The organism is Sulfitobacter sp. KMM 9851, from assembly GCF_057178245.1.
This window is the reverse complement of sequence record NZ_CM169991.1, coordinates 2,681,861-2,704,490: the sequence shown is the minus strand read 5'-3', so window position 1 is coordinate 2,704,490 and position 22,630 is coordinate 2,681,861. Positions and strand designations below refer to the sequence as shown.

The window sequence follows — 22,630 nt, the reverse complement described above, 5'->3', positions numbered from 1 at the left end:
TAGATGAGAGTTATTCTTTACGGTGCTTCATCACTCGGCCTTGCAGCATACGATGTTGCAAAAAACATCGGCGTTGAAGCTGTAGTTTTCTTTGATGACTACGCAACAAATAGCCCTGTACCGGGTTTAGGACTGATGCGTCGATCTAGTGATTTGGTCAGCGCTGTAGAGCAATCGGAATTTAAGGTTGTTTTGTGCGTGGGTGAACCAGCTTCAAGAATTAAAATTGCCAATAAAATGGCACACACGATTTCGCCCAAAAGCTATGGTACATTGATACATCCTGCGGCAAGATTGATGGTGGGATCGATCATAGATCGAGGATGCATTGTTCTTCCCGGAGCGAATATTGGGCCCTTCTGCAGTATCGGGTTACATTGCGTCCTCAATGCCAACAGTACGTTCGGAAGTCGCGCTTCGCTAGGCGACTTTTGTACGGTGGCGTCTAATGCAAACATCGGTTCGGAAAGCAGTTTAGGTCAGGGGTGTATGATTGGAATGGGTGCGTGCATATTACCGGGTATGGAGTTGACCTCACATATCACTCTTGGAGCTTTATCTTTGGCAAACCGAAGTTTGTATGAGCGTGGAACTTTCTACGGCTGCCCGGCAACAAGGCAAAACAAGTGAGGTTTATATTCATGCGGCACGCACAGTCGCAAAAGAACTTGATTGGTATGCCAGGCGGCGATGGGATGCCTTTAACAGAAATTGGAAAGTCTCAAGCTTTGATAGCTGCGGAGGAGATGTCAGCTTTAGAGCCAGCGATAGATATGGTCTACGCTTCGCCACATATACAAACGAAAGAGACTGCAGCGATAATTTCTGAGACACTAAATCTACCAACCTTCGTCGCAGATGAGTTTACTTCGATAGGCCTTGGGCGATTGTCAGGTGTGTCAATATCGACTGCAGAGCGTAGATTTTCACGAGACAGTAGAGAGATGCAAAGTTGGCGAGATGGCAGAGCCTCGATCAGTGCGCTCAAAATTGAAGGTATGGAGTCCCCGAATTCGTTTGGAAGCCGTTCAATCGCGTCACTTGATAAGCTTGTGCATGATTCTGATGAGGCGAGGAAAGTTCTCGTTGTATGCACGACATCCCACTTGATTTTCTTTTGGCATCTATCAAATAAAGTTACTCCTATGGATAGCGCCTACAAAAATGTTGAATTCCAGTTTTGTGAGCATTTTGAAACTGAGTATTCGAAGCTAGTGACGACTTGGTTGAATCATATTCGTAGTTAATTGGTTGTTTTGGGCAACCTTCGGAACGGCACTAAAATACAACTCTCTCCTAGTGACGAGATATCAGCTCTCTCTTGTTTTTATGTAACAGCGATGGATGCTACTAGACTGGGTGCCTTTGCTAAAAACTAGCCAATACGTAGACTGCGAAAGCTGCAATTCTGATTGATGTCCGCTTTGGTGTGTAGCGCTGCAGCAAGTAGATAGGTTCCCAAGGTCGGCTTAGGGCCGGAAGCGCCAGAAAGCATCGTCCCGATAGACTAATAGCCGACCATGCATTACCGATAGAACTGCACCACCCGATGGGGGCACACCACCCCGGAATGCGCAACAAGAGGTCGAGTTTCGGTAATTCGAAAGCGCAGTGATTGTCTACCAGAGCGCGCTGTCTAACTTTCAGCGCTTTCGGTCAGCGCTGGATACTCCTTCAGCACATCGACGATGAGCTTATGCGCCTGCACCATCATGGCTTCAGTATCGGACCGCACACCTTCGACATCGCGGTCGCGCATCCGGTCTAGTATGCGCCTTAGGTTGGCGGTGGAACTTTTCTGCATGTCTTTGCTGTACCGATGCGCAAAATAGCGATAGCGCATTGCCTGTTTTTCAATGGTGCGCAGAATGTTTTGCAGCGTGGCATTTCCGGTGATGCTGTGGATGCGCTCGAAATAGTCTATATTGGCGGCAAAAAATCCGGCCGCATCGTCTGAGGCGAGGGTCTCTTCGAGTTGTCTGACGGTCTGGCCGAGATACTCGAGGTCTTCTTCGCTGGCATGTTCAGTCGCAAGCGCGGCAGCGATGCTCTCCAGCGGGGTCCGAACCACATAGATTTCATCGACATGTTTATAGGACATCGGGGTCACCCGCACGCCGCGCCGCTTGTGGCGCACCACTAGCCCGGTGGCCTCCAACTGGCGAAAGGCCTCGCGGACGGGGGAGCGGCTGACATCGAATTCGGCGCAGATTTGCTGTTCCGTCAGATGGGTGTCGGGTTCGAATTCCAACCGGATGATACGGCTTTCGATGATGCCGGCCAACTCAAGCCCGAGCACGTCCGGCAGCTTTGGCCGCCCAGTATGACTGTTCATTTTTCTGTCCTTCCTGTTCGTGCAAATCCCGAAGGAAAAAACCTAAACATTCAAATCGGTAGCATCCTGCGCGGGGCGGCTCTTGGCCTTTAACGTCGTGACGATACCATAAAGGATCGTCACGAGGATGAGTAGAAGGATAATCAGGCCAATCGGCCGCGACAGCAGCTGTGACGTGGTGTTTTCGGAAAAGATGATCGCGGATTTACGGAGATTTTCGTCCGCAATTTTGCCCAAGATCAGGGCAAACACCATCGGGGCAAGCGGGAAGTCATACCGCACCAGCAGATAGCCAAAAATTCCAAAGCCAATTGCCACCCACATGTCAAAGACCGACAGTTGCACCGAATAGGCGCCGATCATACACAGCATTGCCACCATCGGCATCAGCAGGGCAGGTGGCATCGCCAACAAACGGATGATCGGCTTGAGTAGGGCAAAGCCAAGTACATACATGGCAAGGTTGGCGACGATCAGCGTGCCAAAGAGAAAGACAAGGAAACCCGGCTGGCTCTGCTCAAGCGAAGGGCCGATCACCACGCCATGATAGGCCAGCGCCGCCATGACCACGGCAATGGCGGCTGAGCTGGGAATGCCCAGAGCCAACGCGGGCAGTAGCGAACCACCGATGGCGGCGTTGTCGGAGGTTCCGGTGCAGATCACCCCTTCCATGCTGCCCTTATGGAATTGCTTGCCCGATGCGCGTTGGCCTATTTCGTAAGAGAGGAAATTTGCCATGGGCGCACCACCGCCCGGGATCACGCCGACCACCGTTCCAATTGCGCTGGAGCGCAGCGCAGACCTGTAGTAGCGCCGCAGCAGGTCGAAACGCGGCCAGACCCGGCCAACGGGGCGCGCCTCGGTGTTTTGGCTGTGTCGGCCAGCGATCCTCATCACCTCGGCAATGCCAAAGAGGCCGATCAGCACCGGGATAAAGGCAACGCCGCCGCGTAACTCAGGCACATCAAACACAAGGCGGGGATAACCAAGGATTGGTTCCAGACCGACCATCGCGATGGCAAGGCCGATCCAGCCCGAGATCCAGCCTTTGACCATGCTGTCCGACTCACCCGATATGCTGCCTGCGAGAAGGATGCCCCATAGCGCGAGGAGAAACTGTTCCCACGCCCCGAAGTTCAGCGCAAAAACGATCAGAAGCGGAGCCACGAGCGCGAGCGCCAAGAGGCCGACCCAATTGCCGATAAACGAGGCGAAGATCGCGGTGGCGATCGCTTCGCCGCCTCGGCCCTGTTCCGTAAGAGGGTAGCCGCAGAGCTGAATGGGGACTGAATCTGGCGTGCCGGGAATGTTGATAAGGATGGCGCTGATTGCACCCCCAAAGGTGGCGCCGGTATAAATGCCCATTAAGAAGGCAGCGGCGCTTTGGATGTCCATCCCGTAGGAAAAGGTTGCCAAAAGCGCCATGCCCATGGTCATCGACAGGCCGGGCATGGCCCCCCAGATGATACCGGCACCTGCGCCGAGTACCGAAAACAGGATCGGCGATGCACCAAAAGCGTCAAAAAAGCTGAACAAGATGGACCTCCCGGGCCGTGGGTTTCAATAGGGGATTAGTTCCAGCAGGCTGTAGCTGCCGGGCACCAAGGTTCCCAAGACCCGGGTGAAGAGGACTGAAATGACAACGGTAAAGCCAAGCGCCGCCAAAAGGATAGAAGGCGCGGACCGGCTGCCAAAGGCAAGCATGGCCAAGACAAGGTAGATAAAGGTGGGCGGCTCGTAAGGCAGGTAATGAAGCGCTAGAATATACAGCGCAAGCGAGCCGCAGACCGCGCCGATGACCTTCATGTTGATCGGCACCTGCGGAAAGACTTTGGCCCCTGCAGGTCGGGCACGTAACTTCCGCCTTTCTGCCAAGAGCAGCAGTGCAAGTAACACAAGCACCCCGCCAATGATGATCGGAAACAACCCGGGCGAAGAGCTCCAGCCTCGGGGGTGCGGCATGGACAAACCTTTGAAGACCAGAACACCGCCCAAGCCCGCTGTCAGGACACTTGGCAACAGATGGGTGTCTCGTTGCGCGCTCATGAGGCCTCTCCTTAGGCTGGTAGAAGTTGATTAGGCGCGGATAGGCCGCCCCGGATTTCTGCCCCTATACCCCAGTGTATGGGGGCAGAAAAAGTTTATCCTCAGAAGATCGCTTTGTAATCCGCAGGGGGCCAAGCGGCGGCAAAATCCTTGGGCCGGGGGATGCCGACCTCTTCGGGGGTCTTTTGCAGGCCTTCCAAACCGTTGTCATGGTAAAGCCATGAGGTCACGGATTCAAAAAGCGCAGCCTCGCGGTCGGCCTCTTCGCCGGTCAGGAACTCGGGGAACATAACCCGATTTGCAAGGACCTTAGCAAATCCTTCGTCGGCGACGGCCTCTGCCACGGCTACGCGCAGCGCTTCATGCACCTCTTGCGGGGAATCTCGGCGCACGGCCAAAGCATAGACCCCTTGGATCAGCCCCAGATCGCCGGACCCGGGAACCGATGCCGTGACGGGTTGCAGCGGCGTGTCGAGCCCCTCGATTTCCAGCGGCTCATCAAGGAAGACGCCGATGTTGCGCAGCTTGCCGCTGCGCAGATATTCGACCTGCTCTTGAATGCCGGTGGCCACAACATCAGCCTCACCCTGAAGGGCCGCCAAGGCCGCAGGCGCGCCGCCCTGATAGGGAATATGGCTAAAGCTCGCGCCCGTGGAATATTCCAGCGCGACCAGCGTGGCCTCGTGCCAGACCGTGCCAATCCCGGAGTTTGATATCCGAACGCCGCCGGGGTTGGCTTTGGCGGCCTCCACCACATCACCGAGGGTCTGATAAGGGGAGTCGATCGGAACAGCCCAGGCCGGGAGCGAGCGGCCAATCTTGTAGAACTGCCACGTCTGCCAAGGGGCTTCGTCAGCATAGCCCAGCACGCGGAAGATCTTGTTGTAATCGGCATTGCCGAGCAACCAGTAGCCGTCGGGCCGCTTTCCCTCCACATGGTCGGTCGCCAAGGCGCCCGCAGCGCCGGGTTGATTGACGGCACGGATGCCCACGTCAAAGGACTTCTCCAGCGCCTTGGCCAGAGCACGGATGATCGTATCAGTGCCCCCGCCCGCTCCATATTGGATTACGATGGTGATTGGCCGGGTCGGCCACTCGCGGGCCAATGCCGCCTTGGGGGCCAAGGTCATGGCGAGTGCGCCGGTGCCCGCCGCGGCTAGAAATTGGCGTCTGTTATAGTCGGTCATGTCATAGAACTCCCTGTTCTGATGGATGGGGTGGCGCAGCCCGTCTTGCGCGCGCTTGCGCCGGATGTGTCAAAGCGACAGTTCGCGGTCTTTCAAAACCACCTTGCCGTCGACGCTGACGATGGGGTGGCGCACTACCAGGTCGATATGGCCAGAAGCGCGGATCGTGCTGCCAAAGGTGATGCCATTGCCGATGCCAAGGTGGATCGTGCCAAACTCGCCTTCGTCTTCGAGTTCGACGCCGCGGCCGATCTTTGCCTTGGGGTTGAGGCCGAAGCCAAGCTCGACGTGGCTGTAAATTTCCTTGTCATTGTAGCTGGCAAGCAGCTGATCAAGCATCCGGCCGTCCTTTGTCGAGGCATCGACGGATACGATACGGCCCTTTTCAAATGTCAGCATGAAAGGTTCAAGCACCTCGCCGCCCGGCACCACCGCTCCGTCGATGCAAACGACGCCTTCGGTGGTGTATTCGACAGGGGCCACGGCGGTTTCGATGCAGGGAGGGGGGGAAATCGAGCCTGGCGCATGGCAGATGCCGTTCTGGGGCACCGCGTGGCGGTCAGCGATGTTGATTTTTAGATCGGTGCGACCGTCATTGCTGGTCAGATGCACCTCACGGCCTCGTTCAAGCACCTCAGATAAATCGGCGATAACCTTCGACTGGGCGATGAAATCAATGTCTAAGCAACCGTCGAGAAACATGTCCTCTTTACAGCCGGGGAAGAAAATAAGCCGCGCGCCAGCATCGCTGGCCGCCTTGCGGGCCGAGGTGTGGTTAACCGAAAAAGCCGTCGGGGCGACGATAGCATCGGCGGCTTTCATGGCCTCTGCAATAATGCTCGGCAGCTCTTCGCCGTGGCGGCTGCGGGGTTTATATGTCAAAAAAATCGTTTCAGCTCCCCGCATCTGTCCGGCAAGGGCAAACATCTGGCCGATGCGCAGATTGTCGGTGTCGGCAAGTACCAGCAATTGTTCACCCGCTTGCAGGTTAAGGCATTGATCCAAGATCACACCCACGGGTTTCATCATTTCCATACGTTCGAGCATTTTGGTTCCTTTGTGGTATCGGTGTCATCGCGCCCCGCAAACCACTTCGTTTGACTGAGATTAACGGGGCGAAAGAGGGGGTCAATCAATTTGTGGACTGTATACAAGTTTGTTTTTGAATAGTTTCCAGAGTTTCCCGCGGTGGTGGAAATCTGGGTTGGGATTAGATAAGCAAGTTTCGGTCGTCGAAAACTGTCTGGCCGTCGAGGACGAGTTTGGCGCCTGTCAGGACCGTGTCGTAATGGGCGGCAGCCTGGCATTTTCCCCCGGGTGCGGAGGTGCCGAGCGCCAGTTGAAACCCGCCCCAGACACTTTCATCGCTCAGCATTGTCCCGTCCAACTGGCACTCGGGGTTCATGCCGATGCCAAGCTCACCGAGGTTGTAAACATTGGGGTCGTCAAAGCTTTCCAACAGCGCGCGAAATCCGTCGGCCTGCGGGCCTCCTTCAATAGAGGTGGCCATGCCGTCTTTGTAGTGGATGACAACGGGGTCTGGCCCGATTAACCCAAAACCGGGGATCGAGGCATCGACGACGATGATGCCATTGGCCGTGCCCTCAACAGGGGCGATGGAGGCTTCGAGGCAATAGCCCGCGGAAATATCGACGCTATTGGAAAAGCCGTTCAACGCACGGCCCCGGCGGCCCTTGATCGACATGGTAATATCGGTGCCGTGGCGCGAGGTGACGCGGGCGGTTTCGGCCCGGTCGAGCGCCGCGCCCAATGCATCTATCTGCGGACGCAGCGCTTCGAAATCCGCGTTCCAGCCGGGGGCGAGGAAGAAATCATCGGCCATCGCCTCAGGAAGGCAGATCACATGGGTGCCCGCCTCTTCCTGCGCGGCGCGACGGGCGTTGGTATGGGCCGCATTGGTTTGCATGGGCGCAACCACTAGATCCGCTTCTTTCATTGCGGCGGCGGCAATTTCGGACAATTGGCCACCGTGATGTGTGGCAGGCATTTCCCGTAACATGCTGAACTGCGCGCCCAGCTCGGATGCCGCTACGGCCAATGCTTCTGCGTTCGCTGCGGTTGTCGGGTCATGCAGTATCAACAGCTTGGTCTGCGGAGTGACGGCACCAAGAAGGCGCAGCACCTTTCGGGCGTTGGGCATTTTGAGGATAAGCGGGGTCAACGTGGCGCCTTTCTAGGCTGGAGAGGGCATGCCGCCGGCGGAGGTGCGGCGCCATGCTAAGGTGAGATTACTTCCCGGCGTCGACGATCTGCTGATAAAGACCGTCTTTCCATTTCCCAGCAAATCTCTGCGGCAGGTCCGCGACACCGGCGCTGAAGCTCGCGCGTTGCTCCGGGGTCAGTTCAATGACGGTCAGCCCCTTGCCCTTTGCCGTTTCAACCAGATCGGCGTCCGCCTGGTAGACGCGGCCTTGTCCCCAGCTCATGGCTTGGTCCGCAGCCTGTTGTACCAAGGCGCGGTCCTCGTCGGACAGCGACTGCCACCACATGTCTGAGACGACCAGATACTGCACTTCGCGGACATGACCAGTAAGGGTGATCGTTTTCTGTACCTCATAGAGGCTGGTGCCCATGATGATATCGAGCGGGTTTTCTTGGGCATCAAGCACCCCGGTTTGCAGCGCGGTATAGACCTCGCCAAAGGCCATCGGCACCGGGCTTGCACCAAGAGCGCGGAAAGCTTCGATCTGGGCGGGGATTTCGCGCATCCGGATTTTAAGCCCACTAAGGTCGGCCGGGGTGCGGACCTCTTTGCCGCCCGTGGACAGATGCCGAGGGGCGCGGTCCATGCGGCCGATGATGCGAATGCCCTTACGGTCGATCAGGGTCTCTTTGAGGCCTGCGCCGATTGGCCCGTCCATCACCTTGGCCAGATGCTCGGGCGAATTGAACAGATAGGGCGCATCCAGAACGCCATATTCCGGTGCCACAGCAGAGACGATGACGGACCCGGTTACCCCCATTTCGATCGCCCCCACTTGCATGAGGTCAAACATGTCGCGCTCGCCCCCCAGTTCGCCGCGAGAGTGAACTTTGATGGCAATGCGCCCATCGCTCTGGCTCTCAAGGTCGGCTGCCATGCGCTGAACCGCCTCGTCGATCACGGTGCCGGTCATTTGATGGTTCAAATTGGCAGTCACGGATTGGGCAAAGCCAGCGACGGGCAGCACTGCTGCGCAGCTTACAACGGTCGCGAAGGCCAGTCCGCGAATCTGTCGAATGGAAAGGTTGATCATTTTTTGCTCCCTGTGGATCCGTGCCTCCGCCGATTAGGGCGCAAGCAGCAGATTTTTAGACAGACGCCATGCGCCGTCAGAAATTGGATAGCAAAGATATTGTGTTTAGTCTACTGTATACAAAATGAAGTGCGGCGTAGATTGCACTGGACGCTGAAAATAACTGAAAACCGGGAGAGTTGTATGGGGCATGAGGTAGACGAAATGGGGCAGGACCGACCCGTTGCGCCGGTCGAACGGCGAATCATATCGGCCTGGACGGACTATAATGGCCATCTAAATGTAACCTGGATCGCCCACTTGTTTGATCTGGGCACGGATAATCTTCTTGATGCGCTCCAGATCGGTGAAACTTATGCGGCGCGCACTGGGTGCAGCACTTTCGCCCTCGGCGCGCATGTTTCCTACCTTAGCGAGGCGTCACTTGGAGATGATGTCGAGGTTCACTCTACGCTGATTGGGGTCGACGCCAAACGGATCAAATACCGTCACGAATTGACTGCAGCAGATGCCGGCCGGGTGATTGCCGTGCTTGAGCAAGTCTCGATGCATGTCGATCTGAAGGCACGCCGATCCGCACCTTGGCCCTCCGACGTAAAAGCGACCCTTAAGGCCAGTCTCGGCACAGCCACTCCGTCGCATCTGTGTGACGGATTGCAACTCAAGCCGGAGCCGCGCCATGACTGACCGAACCGGCTCAAAGATCGCCCGCCTCGCCATAGGTCTTCTGCATGGGGTGATGGTCGCGGCGCTTGCCGTGCTGGCCTTATCTGTCTTCACCCAAGTGGTGATGCGCTATGCCCTCTCCGCGCCCCCCTTCTGGACCGAGGAACTTGCGCGTTTCATGCTGATTTGGCTTACGTTTATCGGGATTGCTTCGGTGCAACTCAAAAACGAACAGATCGGGGTGGACTGGATCGCGCCCCTGTTGCCGCCGGGCGGTCAACTTTTGATGCGGGTGGTCACCAATCTGGTCGTGCTGGCCATTCTGGGGGCGATCGTCTGGGCCGGCTTTGCCATCGCAGCACTCGGCAGCCAGACGTCTCCGGCGCTCGGGATCGGCATGTATTTCATCTACGGGGCCCTGCCTGTGGGCGCGATTGCGACCATGCTCGTGGTGCTGGCCCAAGTGGTTCAGGACATCGCAACGCTTGTGTCGGGGGAGACATCCAATGGCGGTTGAAGTTCTCATCCTGCTGTTTTTCGGCATGGCCCTTGTCGGCGTGCCGATTGCCTATGCGATTGCCGGGGCGTCGATCCTCTATGTCGTCATGACCGGCACGCCTTGGCCCGTGGTGGGTCAACGCATGATCGCAGGGGCAGATTCATTCCCGCTGCTGGCGGCACCGCTCTTTATGCTCGCAGGGGCAATTATGAATGGCGGCGGCATCATGGCACGGCTGCTGCGATTAGCGGATGCGATGATCGGCCATGTGCGCGGCGGGCTGGCGCAGGTCAATGTACTGTCGAGCTTGTTGATGGCTGGCATGTCGGGGTCGGCCACTGCCGATGCCGCAGGGCAGGGGGCGACGATGATCCCCGCGATGAAGAAATCCGGCTATCCCGCGCCAATGAGCGCGGCCGTCACATCGGCCTCCTCGGTCATCGGGCCAATCTTTCCCCCCAGCGTGCCCTTTGTAATCTACGGCTCCGTTGCGCAGGTTTCCATCGGTCAGCTGTTCATTGCCGGGATCGTGCCAGGGCTGATCATGACCGGCTTTCTGATCCTCACCGTCTATGTCATGTCACGGCGGGGAAACTATCGCACGCGCGAGCGGTTCGAGCTGGGCGAGTTCTTTGTTGCACTGCGCCATGCCGCGTTAGATCTTATGCTTCCAGTGATAATCGTCGGCGGAATCGTGGGAGGCATTTTTACTCCTGTCGAAGCCGCGGCCATTGCGGTCTTTTATGCGCTGCTGCTTGAGATGGTAATCTTTCGGCAATTGGCCCCGCGGGCCTTGCTGCCCATCGTTCTGGGCGCGGCACGCCTTACTGCGATGATCATGTTTGTGATCGCGGTGTCCAATCTGTTCGGCTGGATCTTGGTGCGTGAGGGTTTTGGCCAGATGTTAGCCGATGCTTTGCTGTCGATCTCGTCTGATCCGGTTGTGCTGCGCTGTCTGGTGGTGGTGCTGCTTTTGGTCCTCGGGTTGCTGATCGAAACTGTGGTGCTGATCGTTCTGATCGTGCCTATTCTGCTGACCCTGTCCCCGCAGCTGATGATGGACCCGGTTCATCTGGGCGTGACGGTGGTGTTCAGCACGATGCTGGGGCTGATCACCCCGCCGGTGGGCCTGTGCATGTTTTTGGTCAATGCCATCGCAGGGATTTCGGTGGCGACCTACACAAAGGCGATCCTGCCCTATTTCCTCGCGCTGATCTGCTGTGCCTTCGTCATCGCGCTGGTGCCCCCTCTCACAACTTGGCTGCCGCAGCTGGTGATGCGCTAGCCGGAACCTACATGAGGACCGTTCCATGAAGACCTATGACTACCTGATCGCCGGTGGAGGCATCGTTGGCCTCGCTGCGGCCCGTAGCCTTCAACAGGCACACCCGAGAGCACGCATCGTGTTGTTGGAAAAGGAGAGTGCCGTCGCTCGACATCAATCGGGACGCAACTCCGGGGTGATACACGCGGGGGTCTATTATGCACCCGGGAGTTTGAAAGCGCAGTTCTGCCGCGAGGGCAAACAGGAAATGCGGCGCTATTGCGAGGAGCGTGGCGTGGCGGTTGAGGCTTGCGGCAAGCTGATTGTCGCGGTTGACGAAGCCGAGACCGTAAGGCTGCACGCCTTGGAGGAACGCGCCCGCGCCAATGGGATCGAGATCGAGCGGATGAACCGGGCCGAGGCCCGTGCGGCAGAGCCCAACGTCAAGGCCGAAGCAGCACTCCTGTCGCCTTCGACCTGCATCGTCGATTTTGCGGAGGTAACCCGCAGCATGGCCTCGGAATTTAAAGAAGCAGGCGGCACCCTGATTTTTGATCACGAGGTGATTGGCGGCAGCGAGGACGCCCAGGGCGTCACCGTGCGCACAACTAGGGGGCAATTTACGGCGGGCAAGGCGGTCTTTTGTGCTGGGTTGCAAGCGGACCGAATGGCGCAGACCTTTGGTGCCCAAGTTGATTTCCGCATCATCCCGTTTCGCGGCGAGTATTTCCGCGTGAACAACCAACCGGAAGACTTTGTCCGCCACCTGATCTACCCGGTGCCCGACCCGGCGCGGCCCTTTCTAGGGGTGCATTTGACGCGCAAGATGGATGGTGGCTTTACCGTGGGGCCAAATGCGGTAATGGCCATGGCACGCGAAGGTTATGACAAGACAGACATCTGCCTGCGTGATCTGGCGGCCTCGGTGAGCTATCCCGGATTTTGGCGGCTGGTGGCCACCAATGCAGGCTCGGCCCTGTCTGAACTGTCGGCCTCGGCGCTGAAACGGCTCTACCTACGCCGGGTACAACGCTACTGCGACCGGATTCGGTTGCAGGATCTGTCGCGCTATCGGCCCGGCATCCGCGCACAGGCGGTGCGAAAGGACGGAACGCTGGTGGATGACTTCCTCTTTATCCGTACGCGCCACACCTTGCATGTCTGCAATGCCCCGTCCCCGGCGGCGACGTCTTCATTGCCAATCGGCCGTCATATTGCACAAAGTCTTTTGAGCTGAACGCAGAGGGACGAACCCGAAAAAAAGGGCGCCGATGGACTGGACCATCGGCGCCTTTTGCTTTGTTGGGGATCTCTGCGGGCCTGCGACGGTCCGCAAGAGTGCGGCCTTTAGCCCAGCAGCTTTTCCAACTCTGGCATCGCCGCCTCCAAGGCGCGGGCAAAGCGGGCGACGCCTTCATCCATTTCCGCCGTGGTGGCCGTCAGCGGCGGCGAAAAGGAGTTCACCGGCAAGAAGGGCAGGGCGCGCGGCAAGACACCTTGATCAAAGGCGTGTTTAGAGACAATTTTGTGCGGTGCTGCGCCTTCGGGGCAGGGGGTATTGGTGGCTTTGTCGGCGACATATTCGACCCCGATCATCAACCCCATGCCACGTACCTCACCAACAAAGGGGTTGTCAGCGGTGGCGTCCTGAAGCGCCTTGAGCAAATAGCGGCCCGAGGTGCCCGCCCGTTCGACAAGATTTTCGCGCTCGATCACGTCGATATTGGCAAGCGCAATGGCGCTGCCGACGGGGTGGCCGGAATAGGTGAAACCGTGCATAAACGCGCCGGTTTCATCTGATTTGTCGGCCAGCACATCATAAACCCGGTCGCTGATCATCGAGGCGGACATTGGGAAGTAGGCGCTGGTTAGCCCCTTGGCCAGCGATACGATGTCGGGTTTGAGATTAAACGCGCCGGTGCCAAACCAATGGCCAAGGCGGCCAAAACCGGTGATAACCTCGTCGGCGATCAGCAGGATGTCGTGTCTGTCGAGCAGCGCTTGCACCTTTTCAAAATAGCCCGGCGGCGGCAGGAAAACCCCGCCCGTGCCCATCACCGGCTCCGCGATGAACGCCCCGATGGTTTCGGGCCCTTCGCGGTTGATCAGGTTCTCAAGATCGGCGACCATGCGGTCGCTGAACTGCGCCTCACTTTCGCCGGTCTGGCCGTAACGGTAGTAATGCGGGCAGGAGGTATGCAGCACACCTGGCAGCGGCAGGTCGAACATCTTGTGATAGGCTTCAATCCCCGTCAGGCTGGTCGCGGCGGCGGTCAGACCGTGGTAGGAGCCGATGCGGGAGATGATCTTTTTCTTTGCCGGCTTGCCGCGCAGATTGTTGTAATAACGCACAAGCTTATAAGCCGTGTCATTCGCATCTGACCCGGAGGTGCCATAGAAAACGCGGTTGAGGTGCGCCGCGCCCGCATTTTCGGCAAAGAGCTGTACAAGACGCTCTGACAGGCGAACCGTGTCTTCGGCGGCTGAATTTCCAAAATGGTGCTGGTAGCTGAGATTGCGCAGCGCCTCGGCACCGGCCTCAACCAACTCAGGCCTTCCGTAGCCGACATTGACGCACCACAACCCAGCCCCCATGTCGACATGCACGCGGCCGGTGGAATCTTCGAGCATGGTGCCCTTTGCACGTTTGTAAAGGGTGGGGCCAGTGCGGGCTAAATCGGCAACCGAACTGACGGGGTGCAGCATCGTTTTACGGCCGGCCGCACTGAGGTCTGCGTTGGGGATGGCGTCTTTCATAAGGCTCTCCAGGTAAATGGGCCGGGAAATCAGGCTTTTATGGTTGCAAAATGGGTGTCGAGATAGGCGTTGATCGCGTCTGAGCCGCCCTCGGTGCCGTAGCCGCTGTCGCGGACACCGCCGAAGGGCAGTTCTGGCAGGGCGAGCCCCACATGATTGATGCTCATCATGCCGACGGACACCTCGCTGGCAAATCGGTGAATGGTGGTGTGATCGCGCGCGTAGGCGTAGGAGGCAAGGCCGTAGTCGAGCCGGTTGGCTTCCTCGATCATCGCATCAAGGGTGGCGTAGCGGTTGATGATGGCCACCGGGCCAAAAGGCTCTTCGTTCATGATGTCTGCACTGGTCGGGGCATCGGTGACCACTGTTGGCTCAAAGAACCAGCCTTTATTGCCGACCCTCGCGCCCCCTGTCGCGATGCGTGCGCCCTGTGCGGTGGCATCCTGCAGCAGTGCTTCGATTGCAGGAATGCGGCGGCTGTTGGCCAGTGGGCCGATGTCACTATCGGGGCTGAACCCATCCCCGACGACAAGGGCCTTTGTAGCAGCCACGAACTTGTCGACAAAGCTGTCAAAAAGCGGTTCTTCCACTAGGAAACGCGTTGGCGATATGCAGACTTGCCCGGCGTTGCGGAATTTGTGGCCCACCATCTGCGTCACGGCTTTGTCGAGGTCGGCGTCTGCCGCGACAAGAACCGGCGCATGGCCACCCAATTCCATTGTTGCAGGTTTCATCTGGTGCCCGGCCAGACCGGCCAGAAGCTTTCCCACGGGGGTCGAGCCGGTGAAGCTGATCTTGCGAATGGCGCGATGCGCGATGAGGTGTTCGGAGATCTCGGCGGGCATACCATAGACAAGGCCTACCACCCCGGCAGGCACCCCTGCGTCGGCAAAGGCACGGATCAGCTCGGCGGGCGCGGCGGGGGTTTCTTCTGGTGCTTTCACGACAATGGAGCAGCCTGCGGCCAAAGCGACAGCGATCTTGCGCACTGCTTGGTTGATCGGAAAGTTCCACGGTGTAAAAGCCGCCACTGGGCCGATGGGGTGTTTTATTGCGAGCTGCATGACGTCAGGATGTCGTGCCGGGATGACCTGCCCATAGGTGCGCCGCCCTTCTTCGGCAAACCAGTCGATGATGTCCGCCGCCGCGCGCACCTCGATCCGCGACTGTTCAAGTGGCTTGCCCTGTTCCAATGTCATGATCGCGGCAATCCGTTCTACGCGGTGCCGCAGTAAATCGGCCGCGGCGCGCATCAGCGCGGATCGATCCAGCGGCGACATTTTGCGCCAAGCGTCAAAGCCGCGTGCGGCGGCTTGCGCCGCGTCGTCAAGATCGGCCTTGCTCGCTCGGGCCACCGTGCCAATGACCGTTTCAGTCGCGGGATTGATCACATCAAGTGTGGCGCCCGTGCGCGCCGCGCGCCACTGGCCATCAATGAACAAAAGGGTATCGGGATAATCTGGCTTCATGGCTGCGACCTGTGGCTGAAAGGTAGGAAAACGGTACCGCGCCCGCACATTGCGTCTCTGGCACGCTGGGGGGAGTTGGGGGCGGCAGAACCTGCCGCCCGGGCAGGTTACTTGGCCCCGCCAGCGTCGGCGAGTGCGCGAGTTTTGCGCCAGAGCGTGTCCATCTCGCTGTTGTGCTGGCCCAGCAGCGGCGCGGGGTGCCGGACCGAGCCGGGCGTCGCCGAAAGCTTGATCGGCACGCCGAGGGTCTGATGCTCCCCCGCCACCGGGTGGCTGACCGGGACAACCATCTGGCGCTCTTTGGCGAGCGGATGCGCTAGCGCGCGGTCGGTGGTCTGGATCACGCCACAGGGGACGCCCTCGGCCTCAAGGGCCGCCAACCAGTGTTCCGCTGACTGTTTGACCAGCTCGGCCTCCAGATAAGGAACCAACTCACGGGTGTTGGCCACACGCTCGGCATTGTTGGCGAAACGCTGGTCGTCATTAAGGTCTTCGCGACCCAGCAAACGCAACAGTTTCAGCCAGAAATTCTGCTGTGCCACCCCGATGGTGATGTGATCGGTGCTGGTGGCGAAAATCTGATAGGGCGCCACTCCTCGGTGCCGTTGGCCAAGCCGTTCGGGCGCTTCACCGGTGGCAAACACGCCCGCGCATTCATAGAGTTGCAGTGACAGCCCTGCTTCAAAGAGGGAGGCCTCTACCCACTGGCCCTTGCCCGTCTTTCGGCGGGATTCGAGCGCTGTCAGCACGCCAATCGCCAGTTGCATACCCGCCGTGATGTCACAAACGGGAATCGGCATACGGTGGGGCCCGGTATCCTCTGGCCCGGTAAGCGCCATCAGCCCGGTAAAGCCTTGAAGCACGAGGTCAAACCCGCCCTTGGTGGCAAATTCGCCACTGCGGCCATAACCAGAAATAGAAGCATAGATCAGGCGCGGGTTGCGTTTTGAAAGTTCGTCATAGCCAAACCCCAGCCGGTCCATTGCGCCGGTGCGGTAATTCTCGATCAGAACATCGGCCTCGTCGACCAGTTCAAGAAAGCGTTCTTTCTGTGCTGGGTCTTTCAGATCCATCGTGACCGACTTCTTGTTGCGGTTCCACAGCATGAACGGTGCGCTTTCGCCATTGACGAAGGGCGGCTCAGTCCGGTTTTCGTCGCCAACTCCCGGACGCTCAATCTTGATCACGTCAGCACCTTGATCGGCCAGCGTCATCGCACAATAGGGACCGGCAATAAAACTCGCCAACTCCAGAACTTTCAAACCTTCGAGCGCCTGCATCTCGCAATCTCCAATTAAAGTAATATTGTATACACTCGACAATCACTAACATGGCCGATAGTGTTGCACAAGAACCCAAATCGAAAGGACAGAGGTGTGAAGGCAGTGCAGGACATCGTTACAGTAGTGGATGATCAGGGGATCATGACGGTCACGCTGAACCGGCCCGAGAAAAAGAACGCCATGCGTCTGTCTATGTGGCGACGGTTGGGGGAAATCTTCCGGGAGGTCTCGGCGACCGTTGAGATTAAGGGTGTCATCCTGACTGGGGCAGGGGGCAATTTCTGTACCGGCGCTGATATCTCCGAGTTCGATGAGAGCCGTGCGACAGCCGAACAGGGCATGGAGTACGACCGCATTAATGACGAGACCGTGCTGGCGATCCGGGACTGTGGAAAACCGGTCTGTGCGGCAATCTCAGGCTATTGTGTTGGCGGTGGCATGAGCCTCGCGCTTGCCTGCGACTTTCGTGTCGCTGTGGCGGATGCGCGTATGGGGATCACCGCAGGGCGTCTTGGACTCGTTTATAGTTTGATGGACTGTCAATTGTTGATGGAGCAGGTTGGCCTAAAGAGCGCTAAACGCATCCTGCTTGGCGCAGACATCTTTGATCTTGATCTGGCGCAGTCCCTGGGGCTTGTCGACATGCTTGCCCAAGCAGATGCTGTCGCACGCGCCCGCGAATTCCTGAGCCTGATGGCGAAGAATGCGCCGCTGTCACAGGCGGGTAATAAGGCAATCCTTAATGCAATTGCAGATGGCAGCGTTGCCCGGCGGAGGGACGAACTTGAGGGGCTGATCAGTGCGAGCTTCGGCAGCGCGGACTATATTGAAGGACGCAAAGCTTTTGTGGATCGCCGACCCGCACAATTCTGTGGGAGATAGCGGGGGTCTCGGACTGCCAAAGTGGCCCTATCAGCCTTCGTTGCCCAGCACTTTGTGCAAATTCGCAGATTGGACGAAAGACTTCAGAAAGCCGTAATCACTGTTCGACATGAGGGACTTATCTTGTTGAAGACTCGTGCTTGATAGAAGGGTAAGTTGCTGATCCAATTCTTCTTAGCAACTGGAGGAATGAGGGATGATGGGACCGAGACAGGAAGCGCAGACAGCTTCTACGAGTTCTGGCTGGATGGTCATTTTCCCCAAGGTCACCTCCTGCGCTCGATTGATCGGTTAGTCGATCTGGGTAGCACCTGCGCCCATCCGGCCGATTTCTAAAGCCAAGCCGGTCGGCCATCGGTTGACTAGGGTCAGGACTCATAACCAGAATATAACCGTTGCTGCGAGAGCGATTGCTGACAGGAAGACCTTTGGGCAGCGGTCATAACGGGTTGAGACACGTCGCCAGTCTTTGAGCCTGCCGAACATTCTTTCGATGCGGTTGCGGCGTTTGTATCGTCGCTTGTCATACTTGACGGTCTTCTTGCGCGATTTGCGCCCCGGGATGCAGGGTTTGGTGCCCTTATCTGCAAGGGTTTCGCGGAACCAATCAGCATCATACCCTCGATCAGCGAGAAGCCACTCCGCCTCAGGCAGGCCGTTCATCAAAGCCGCAGCACCAGTATAATCGCTGACCTGCCCAGCGGTTATGAACAGGCGGACAGGACGGCCGCTGGTGTCTGTTACAGCATGCAGCTTGGTGTTCATGCCGCCTTTAGTCTGCCCAATCAGGCGTCCACGCCCCCCTTTTTCAACCGCAGGCTGGAAGCCGTGCGATGCGCCTTGAGGTATGTTGCATCAATTGAGATAGTTTTGTTATCAGGGTCTTGTTCGGCCAATCCCATCATGATCCGGGCAAACACGCCCATATCACTCCAACGCTTCCAGCGATTATACAACGTCTTTGGTGGGCCATACTCCGTTGGTGCATCGCACCACCTTAAACCATTGCGATTGATGAAGATAATGCCACTCAGAACACGCCTGTCATCAACGCGAGCACGACCTCGGCTCTTAGGAAAGTAAGGCCGCAGACGCTCCATCTGCGCCTCATTCAGCCAGTATAAGTTGCTCATAATATCCCCCAAAACTGGGGATCGTGAATCATGACAACGCGACAAGCTCAATCGATTAATGGGTCCTGACCCTAGGGACAGGATTGGAAAATTTGCCACTCGCTGTGGTCTGCACTGACGCTGCCGCGTTGGACGAATATCTGCCCGCAACAACACGTTCATCCGACGCCGGTGATGCCGAATCTCCCCACCATGCAAAGATCAACACGCTGCGAATAGCATGAAACGTAGCGCGACTTCGTGATCGAAGGTAGCATGCGTTTGCATGGGTACGGTCGCGATGGCGGTCTTTCGCAGTGCGCAAAACATTAGGGCCTGAAGATAACGGCAATAGTTGGTAATAGATTCAGCTTTGGTGGATATAATATAATGTACGCAAAACACCTTGAAGCCCAAGCGATGTTTCAGTCGATCGTCGAGAATAGTCCGTTCGGCGTTTGGGTGGTGGATCAGGAAGGTCTTGTTGTCTTCAGCAATCAAAGCGCAGAGGCTTTGCTGCCGAAGAGGACGGCAAAGACCACCGGGGTGCACATCTCGGCGTTCTTGCCGGCCCTGTCGGTCTCTGAGGGCGCGCTGAATTGCACCGGCCTTGAGATCGGGGACTTCAAGAATATCATCTCTCTCTACTCAGGTGACAATGCGCGCTATGGAGAAGTGAGGCTGAGCCGTTTCAGGGACGCCGAGAATCGGCCTTTTACCATCGTTAACGTCAGCGAAATCACGAGCCGCGTTAAATCCTGGTACGCGCTGCGAGATCAAGAAGAACGCTGGAACCTGGCGCTTGAAGGAAGCCAGATTGGTGTCTTCGAATCCGACCTGCGCACAGGCTCGGGCCGCGCATCTGACGCTTGGTACCAATTGCTGGGCCTGTGCGATGCGAACGGTAAAGATTCAGACCGCGAGTGGCGTGAACGGATCCATCCGGACGACAAGGAAGACGTCGAAGCGCTGGATGCCGAATGTATCGCAGGACGTGTTAAACGATCAGAAGCCAAGTTCCGGATGCGCGTTGGCGACGACGATTGGCGCTGGATGCGTTCCATTCTCAGAGTGACGGAGCGCGATGAGCTGGGCAATCCGGTGCGCGTGCTGGGCACGATGATCGACATCACTCCGCTTGAAACCGCGCTTGCGCTTGCAGATGCGCGCAGGGCTGGCTTAGAGATGTTGGTGTCCAACGCGCCGGTCGCCATGGCTGTCATGTCGCTTGACGGGACCTTCATGCTTTTGAATGATCCCTGTTACACGCTCTTCGGATATGCCGCCGGGCAACTTGAGCAAAAGAAGGTCTGGCAGCTTTCCGAGGGGGAGACGCTGGAAAACCTTAAGGCCGAAGTAAAACGGCTCTTGGACGGAAACCTCAGCATATCTCGCGTTGAGGAAAAATATGTGCGGCCTAACGGCGAGGTCATCGATATCGCGATTAGGATATCGATCTATCGACGGGAGCATGTCAATGACAGTCGCCTCATTGTTCAAATGGTCGATATCACTGAGACCAAGAGACTGGAGGCTCTGAAGAATGACTTCGTGGCTACGGTCAGCCACGAATTGCGAACCCCACTCGCCTCGGTGCACGGTGCCCTGCGTCTGCTGGCTGGCGCGATTGCCCGGGGCGCCTCTGAGCAGGTCGAGAAGCTGTTGGGCATGGCGAACAGAAACAGCGAACGGCTGACACAGGTGGTCAACGATCTGCTGGATTTCCAAAAGCTTACCGCAGGACATTTCTCGGTGGAGATCACTCAGGTCGATGCAGTAGATATCGTCCGCCAAACCGTCACGGACAATGAGCCTTTCGCGAACAAGTTCAACATATCCATCTTAGTCAATGCGGCCGAACATCCCATCATCGTTCATGCCGATGCTCAACGTCTGAAACAGGTAATTACAAACTTGCTCTCAAACGCATCGAAATTTGCTGACAGCGGCACTACGGTTGAAGTCACGACAGCGATCGATGAAGGGGCGTTCCAAATTTCTGTGACCAACAGTGGCCGTGGCATTTCCCCAGAGTTCGGCAAGCGGCTATTCGAGCCTTTTTCGCAGCAGGCCGAACATCTGACACGGGATCGAGAGGGCACCGGACTTGGGCTGGCTATCTCCAAGGAGTTGGTCGGGAATATGGGCGGTGAGATCGGCTACCGTTCACAGATAAACTCGCAGACCACATTCTGGGTGCGGCTGCCGTTGGCCTCGCAGGACGAGCGGCAGGTGAAAGAAGCGGTATAAAGATTCGAGAACGTCGTTGGAGCGAAGAGCGAGAACCTCGTGTCTACTTTGTCATTTCGAAAGAGCAGAGCTCTATGAGCGGAATGTGTTGAAAAACTCTCATGCAGCGCGTCGGGGCTAAATTTGGGAAGAAAATTCCGAACTACTCAAATTTCGACGGCGTCACGGGGCGCAATCCGCTCGTCAGAGAACAGTTTCCCACGATCCCGAAATTTGCAGTTGCAGCAGGGAGTTTTTCGAAAGATGGGCGGAGAGCGGCCCTTCGCTGCCCCTTGCACCGAGGTCTGCTGAGCGGACCTATCAGACCTTCGCTGTTTAGATGTCAATGGCTGCTTCTACAGCTAGTGGCCACACCCAAAAAGCAATTGCCGCGCTCCAGAACGCAAGGCCTCTAAGTGCGCAGATGTTTCAATTTGCCTTGAAGAAACAGCCGATCAGCCTCGGTTGGCGCGCGATCGATAGCTTCGGCATAGGCTTGCGCTGCTTTTTGTGGGCGGTTGAGTTTACGCAGAACACTCGCGCTAGCTGCGTGCCACGGTTGAAACCCACCCAAAACGTCTTTTAGCCCGTTGATTTTTTGCAAAGCGAGATCCGCCTGCCCCGTTTCAGCGAGAACCACTGCCCAGTTTAACGCGACAACAGGGGTTGGCTCGAACCGCCACAACGACTGGTAGAGCAGCAACATTTGCTCCCAATCAGGTTCAGGGGTTGCCATATGGCAATCGGCAATCGCCGCTTTGATCTGGAACGGGCCAGGGGTTCGGCGCCGAACTGCCCGCGCCAAAAGCACTTGGCCTTCTTGAAACAATTCTGCATCCCATAGTGTGTGATCCTGCTCTGAGACTGGCACCGTTGCGCCTTCGGCGGACACACGGGCCATATTACGCGCTTGGGTCAATAACATGAGGGCCAACGCACCTTCAACTTCGGCGTCCCCTGGTTTAAGTCGATCCAGCAGTCGCATCAGGAACATGCCTTCAAGGCAGAGGTTCCGAGAGCCGCCATCGCCAGTCACATAGCCTGTGGTGAAGATGAGATAGAGGGTCGACAAAACAGTGTTCAACCGCTCGGCCCATTGCGCTGGCTCGGGCACGGCAAAGCCAATGCCTTTGGACTTAATCTTGGCCTTGGAGCGCGATAGACGCTGACCCATGGTGCTTTCGGTATCAAGAAACGCATCCGAGATTTCGCGGGTGTTCAGGTTGCAGACGGTGCGTAGGGTTAAAGCAATGCGGGACTTCTCTTCTAGGGCGGGATGGCAGCAGGTAAAAATCAACCGCAGCCGTTCGTCGGGGATTTCATCTGAAGCATGCGTGGTATCTTCATCTTCCAAAATCAAGCCCAAGTCCTTTGCCTTCTGGCCTTCGCGGTTTAACTTGCGGATCCTGTCGATGCCTTTGTTAAAAGATGCCTTCATTAGCCAAGCGGTTGGGTTGTCAGGGACGCCGGATCGGCCCCAGTGCTTCAGCGCAGAGATGGCCGCATCTTGCAAAGCATCTTCTGCCAGTTGGAAATCGCCCAATCGGGACACCAAACCAGCCATAAGCCGCCCCCTATCATTGCGTATGACGTCATTGACAGCGTTGTTGACTGCAATGGCTTTGGGCGCGGCGTTTTTCATAA

The 22,630-nt window shown here is 57.4% G+C and carries 20 protein-coding genes and 1 pseudogene; 9 read left to right on the top strand and 12 right to left on the bottom strand.

Annotation, left to right across the window (positions count from 1 at the left end; genetic code table 11):
- Window positions 1–3 precede the first annotated feature (3 nt).
- Together AC1965_RS13350 and AC1965_RS13345 are read left to right on the top strand one after the other, a co-directional pair.
- A complete protein-coding gene (locus AC1965_RS13350) occupies window positions 4–630 on the top strand; it encodes a PglD-related sugar-binding protein (RefSeq protein ID WP_483884345.1) in 627 nt (208 codons plus the stop codon).
- 11 nt (window positions 631–641) lie between these two features.
- The gene (locus AC1965_RS13345) at window positions 642–1,247 is read left to right on the top strand and encodes a histidine phosphatase family protein (protein WP_483884344.1); all 606 of its coding nucleotides are present in this window, start codon (window positions 642–644) and stop codon (window positions 1,245–1,247) included.
- A gap of 389 nt (window positions 1,248–1,636) precedes the next feature.
- On the opposite strand, the gene AC1965_RS13340 is transcribed toward AC1965_RS13345, so the two are convergent.
- From AC1965_RS13340 to AC1965_RS13310, 7 genes are all read right to left on the bottom strand, one after another.
- On the bottom strand, window positions 1,637–2,335 hold the full coding sequence (locus tag AC1965_RS13340; protein WP_483884343.1) for a GntR family transcriptional regulator: 699 nt from the start codon (window positions 2,333–2,335) through the stop codon (window positions 1,637–1,639).
- 42 nt (window positions 2,336–2,377) lie between these two features.
- Window positions 2,378–3,871, bottom strand: a complete 1,494-nt coding sequence (locus tag AC1965_RS13335) for a tripartite tricarboxylate transporter permease (protein WP_483884342.1) — start codon at window positions 3,869–3,871, stop codon at window positions 2,378–2,380.
- 24 nt (window positions 3,872–3,895) lie between these two features.
- Window positions 3,896–4,381, bottom strand: a complete 486-nt coding sequence (locus AC1965_RS13330; protein WP_483884341.1) for a tripartite tricarboxylate transporter TctB family protein — start codon at window positions 4,379–4,381, stop codon at window positions 3,896–3,898.
- Between the two features lie 101 nt (window positions 4,382–4,482).
- Window positions 4,483–5,568, bottom strand: a complete 1,086-nt coding sequence (locus AC1965_RS13325) for a tripartite tricarboxylate transporter substrate binding protein (RefSeq protein ID WP_483884340.1) — start codon at window positions 5,566–5,568, stop codon at window positions 4,483–4,485.
- 69 nt (window positions 5,569–5,637) lie between these two features.
- Window positions 5,638–6,615 carry an aminopeptidase gene (locus AC1965_RS13320; RefSeq protein ID WP_483884339.1) on the bottom strand — a complete coding sequence of 326 codons (978 nt, stop codon included), beginning with the start codon at window positions 6,613–6,615 and terminating at the stop codon, window positions 5,638–5,640.
- A 163-nt stretch (window positions 6,616–6,778) separates the two neighbouring features.
- On the bottom strand, window positions 6,779–7,729 hold the full coding sequence (locus AC1965_RS13315; protein WP_483884338.1) for an aminopeptidase: 951 nt from the start codon (window positions 7,727–7,729) through the stop codon (window positions 6,779–6,781).
- An 88-nt stretch (window positions 7,730–7,817) separates the two neighbouring features.
- Complete coding sequence (locus tag AC1965_RS13310; protein ID WP_483884337.1) at window positions 7,818–8,825, bottom strand: TRAP transporter substrate-binding protein; 1,008 nt, start codon at window positions 8,823–8,825, stop codon at window positions 7,818–7,820.
- A 183-nt stretch (window positions 8,826–9,008) separates the two neighbouring features.
- On the opposite strand from AC1965_RS13310, the gene AC1965_RS13305 reads away from it, so the two are divergent.
- The 4 genes from AC1965_RS13305 to lhgO are packed head-to-tail and all read left to right on the top strand — an operon-like array spanning window position 9,009 to window position 12,491.
- Window positions 9,009–9,512, top strand: coding sequence for an acyl-CoA thioesterase (locus AC1965_RS13305; protein ID WP_483884336.1), 504 nt, complete (start codon window positions 9,009–9,011; stop codon window positions 9,510–9,512).
- Window positions 9,505–10,008, top strand: a complete 504-nt coding sequence (locus tag AC1965_RS13300; RefSeq protein ID WP_483884335.1) for a TRAP transporter small permease — start codon at window positions 9,505–9,507, stop codon at window positions 10,006–10,008. Before AC1965_RS13305 ends, AC1965_RS13300 begins: the two co-directional genes overlap by 8 nt.
- The gene (locus AC1965_RS13295; RefSeq protein ID WP_483884334.1) at window positions 9,998–11,275 is read left to right on the top strand and encodes a TRAP transporter large permease; all 1,278 of its coding nucleotides are present in this window, start codon (window positions 9,998–10,000) and stop codon (window positions 11,273–11,275) included. Before AC1965_RS13300 ends, AC1965_RS13295 begins: the two co-directional genes overlap by 11 nt.
- Before the next feature lie 25 nt (window positions 11,276–11,300).
- Window positions 11,301–12,491: an L-2-hydroxyglutarate oxidase gene (gene lhgO, locus AC1965_RS13290; protein WP_483884333.1), complete on the top strand. Its 1,191-nt coding sequence runs from the start codon at window positions 11,301–11,303 to the stop codon at window positions 12,489–12,491.
- A gap of 110 nt (window positions 12,492–12,601) precedes the next feature.
- Here the strand turns inward: lhgO and AC1965_RS13285 are convergent, their stop codons facing one another.
- From AC1965_RS13285 to AC1965_RS13275, 3 genes are all read right to left on the bottom strand, one after another.
- Window positions 12,602–14,011 (bottom strand): aminotransferase family protein, encoded by a 1,410-nt coding sequence (locus tag AC1965_RS13285; protein ID WP_483884332.1) that lies wholly within the window; start codon window positions 14,009–14,011, stop codon window positions 12,602–12,604.
- A gap of 29 nt (window positions 14,012–14,040) precedes the next feature.
- Window positions 14,041–15,480 (bottom strand): NAD-dependent succinate-semialdehyde dehydrogenase, encoded by a 1,440-nt coding sequence (locus AC1965_RS13280; protein WP_483884331.1) that lies wholly within the window; start codon window positions 15,478–15,480, stop codon window positions 14,041–14,043.
- Between the two features lie 107 nt (window positions 15,481–15,587).
- Window positions 15,588–16,760 carry a CaiB/BaiF CoA transferase family protein gene (locus tag AC1965_RS13275; RefSeq protein ID WP_483884330.1) on the bottom strand — a complete coding sequence of 391 codons (1,173 nt, stop codon included), beginning with the start codon at window positions 16,758–16,760 and terminating at the stop codon, window positions 15,588–15,590.
- 96 nt (window positions 16,761–16,856) lie between these two features.
- On the opposite strand from AC1965_RS13275, the gene AC1965_RS13270 reads away from it, so the two are divergent.
- Together AC1965_RS13270 and AC1965_RS13265 are read left to right on the top strand one after the other, a co-directional pair.
- A complete protein-coding gene (locus AC1965_RS13270; RefSeq protein ID WP_483884329.1) occupies window positions 16,857–17,645 on the top strand; it encodes an enoyl-CoA hydratase/isomerase family protein in 789 nt (262 codons plus the stop codon).
- Window positions 17,646–17,841: 196 nt separating this feature from the next.
- Window positions 17,842–17,978: pseudogene (locus AC1965_RS13265) on the top strand (IS5/IS1182 family transposase); the annotation flags it as partial.
- 42 nt (window positions 17,979–18,020) lie between these two features.
- Here the strand turns inward: AC1965_RS13265 and AC1965_RS13260 are convergent.
- A protein-coding gene (locus tag AC1965_RS13260; RefSeq protein WP_483884328.1) for an IS5 family transposase occupies window positions 18,021–18,778 on the bottom strand; the annotation gives its coding sequence in 2 pieces (ribosomal slippage) (window positions 18,021–18,457 and window positions 18,457–18,778; 759 coding nt in all).
- A gap of 369 nt (window positions 18,779–19,147) precedes the next feature.
- Between AC1965_RS13260 and AC1965_RS13255 the strand changes: the two genes are divergently transcribed.
- Window positions 19,148–21,007, top strand: a complete 1,860-nt coding sequence (locus AC1965_RS13255) for a PAS domain-containing sensor histidine kinase (RefSeq protein WP_483884327.1) — start codon at window positions 19,148–19,150, stop codon at window positions 21,005–21,007.
- Window positions 21,008–21,398: 391 nt separating this feature from the next.
- Here AC1965_RS13255 and AC1965_RS13250 read toward each other — a convergent pair whose 3' ends face one another.
- Window positions 21,399–22,628: an RNA polymerase sigma factor gene (locus AC1965_RS13250; protein WP_483884326.1), complete on the bottom strand. Its 1,230-nt coding sequence runs from the start codon at window positions 22,626–22,628 to the stop codon at window positions 21,399–21,401.
- Between the last annotated feature and the right edge of the window lie 2 nt (window positions 22,629–22,630).

Bases quoted from the DNA above. Each gene is read 5' to 3' on its own strand.
- AC1965_RS13275 (WP_483884330.1), bottom strand. From the start codon at position 16,760: ATGCAGGCGCTCGAAGGTTTGAAAGTTCTGGAGTTGGCGAGTTTTATT.
- lhgO (WP_483884333.1), top strand. From the start codon at position 11,301: ATGAAGACCTATGACTACCTGATCGCCGGTGGAGGCATCGTTGGCCTC.
- AC1965_RS13255 (WP_483884327.1), top strand. From the start codon at position 19,148: ATGTACGCAAAACACCTTGAAGCCCAAGCGATGTTTCAGTCGATCGTC.
- AC1965_RS13345 (WP_483884344.1), top strand. From the start codon at position 642: ATGCGGCACGCACAGTCGCAAAAGAACTTGATTGGTATGCCAGGCGGC.
- AC1965_RS13330 (WP_483884341.1), bottom strand. From the start codon at position 4,381: ATGAGCGCGCAACGAGACACCCATCTGTTGCCAAGTGTCCTGACAGCG.
- AC1965_RS13280 (WP_483884331.1), bottom strand. From the start codon at position 15,480: ATGAAGCCAGATTATCCCGATACCCTTTTGTTCATTGATGGCCAGTGG.
- AC1965_RS13340 (WP_483884343.1), bottom strand. From the start codon at position 2,335: ATGAACAGTCATACTGGGCGGCCAAAGCTGCCGGACGTGCTCGGGCTT.
- AC1965_RS13250 (WP_483884326.1), bottom strand. From the start codon at position 22,628: ATGAAAAACGCCGCGCCCAAAGCCATTGCAGTCAACAACGCTGTCAAT.
- AC1965_RS13300 (WP_483884335.1), top strand. From the start codon at position 9,505: ATGACTGACCGAACCGGCTCAAAGATCGCCCGCCTCGCCATAGGTCTT.
- AC1965_RS13285 (WP_483884332.1), bottom strand. From the start codon at position 14,011: ATGAAAGACGCCATCCCCAACGCAGACCTCAGTGCGGCCGGCCGTAAA.
- AC1965_RS13325 (WP_483884340.1), bottom strand. From the start codon at position 5,568: ATGACCGACTATAACAGACGCCAATTTCTAGCCGCGGCGGGCACCGGC.
- AC1965_RS13350 (WP_483884345.1), top strand. From the start codon at position 4: ATGAGAGTTATTCTTTACGGTGCTTCATCACTCGGCCTTGCAGCATAC.
- AC1965_RS13310 (WP_483884337.1), bottom strand. From the start codon at position 8,825: ATGATCAACCTTTCCATTCGACAGATTCGCGGACTGGCCTTCGCGACC.
- AC1965_RS13295 (WP_483884334.1), top strand. From the start codon at position 9,998: ATGGCGGTTGAAGTTCTCATCCTGCTGTTTTTCGGCATGGCCCTTGTC.
- AC1965_RS13315 (WP_483884338.1), bottom strand. From the start codon at position 7,729: ATGCCCAACGCCCGAAAGGTGCTGCGCCTTCTTGGTGCCGTCACTCCG.
- AC1965_RS13320 (WP_483884339.1), bottom strand. From the start codon at position 6,615: ATGCTCGAACGTATGGAAATGATGAAACCCGTGGGTGTGATCTTGGAT.
- AC1965_RS13305 (WP_483884336.1), top strand. From the start codon at position 9,009: ATGGGGCATGAGGTAGACGAAATGGGGCAGGACCGACCCGTTGCGCCG.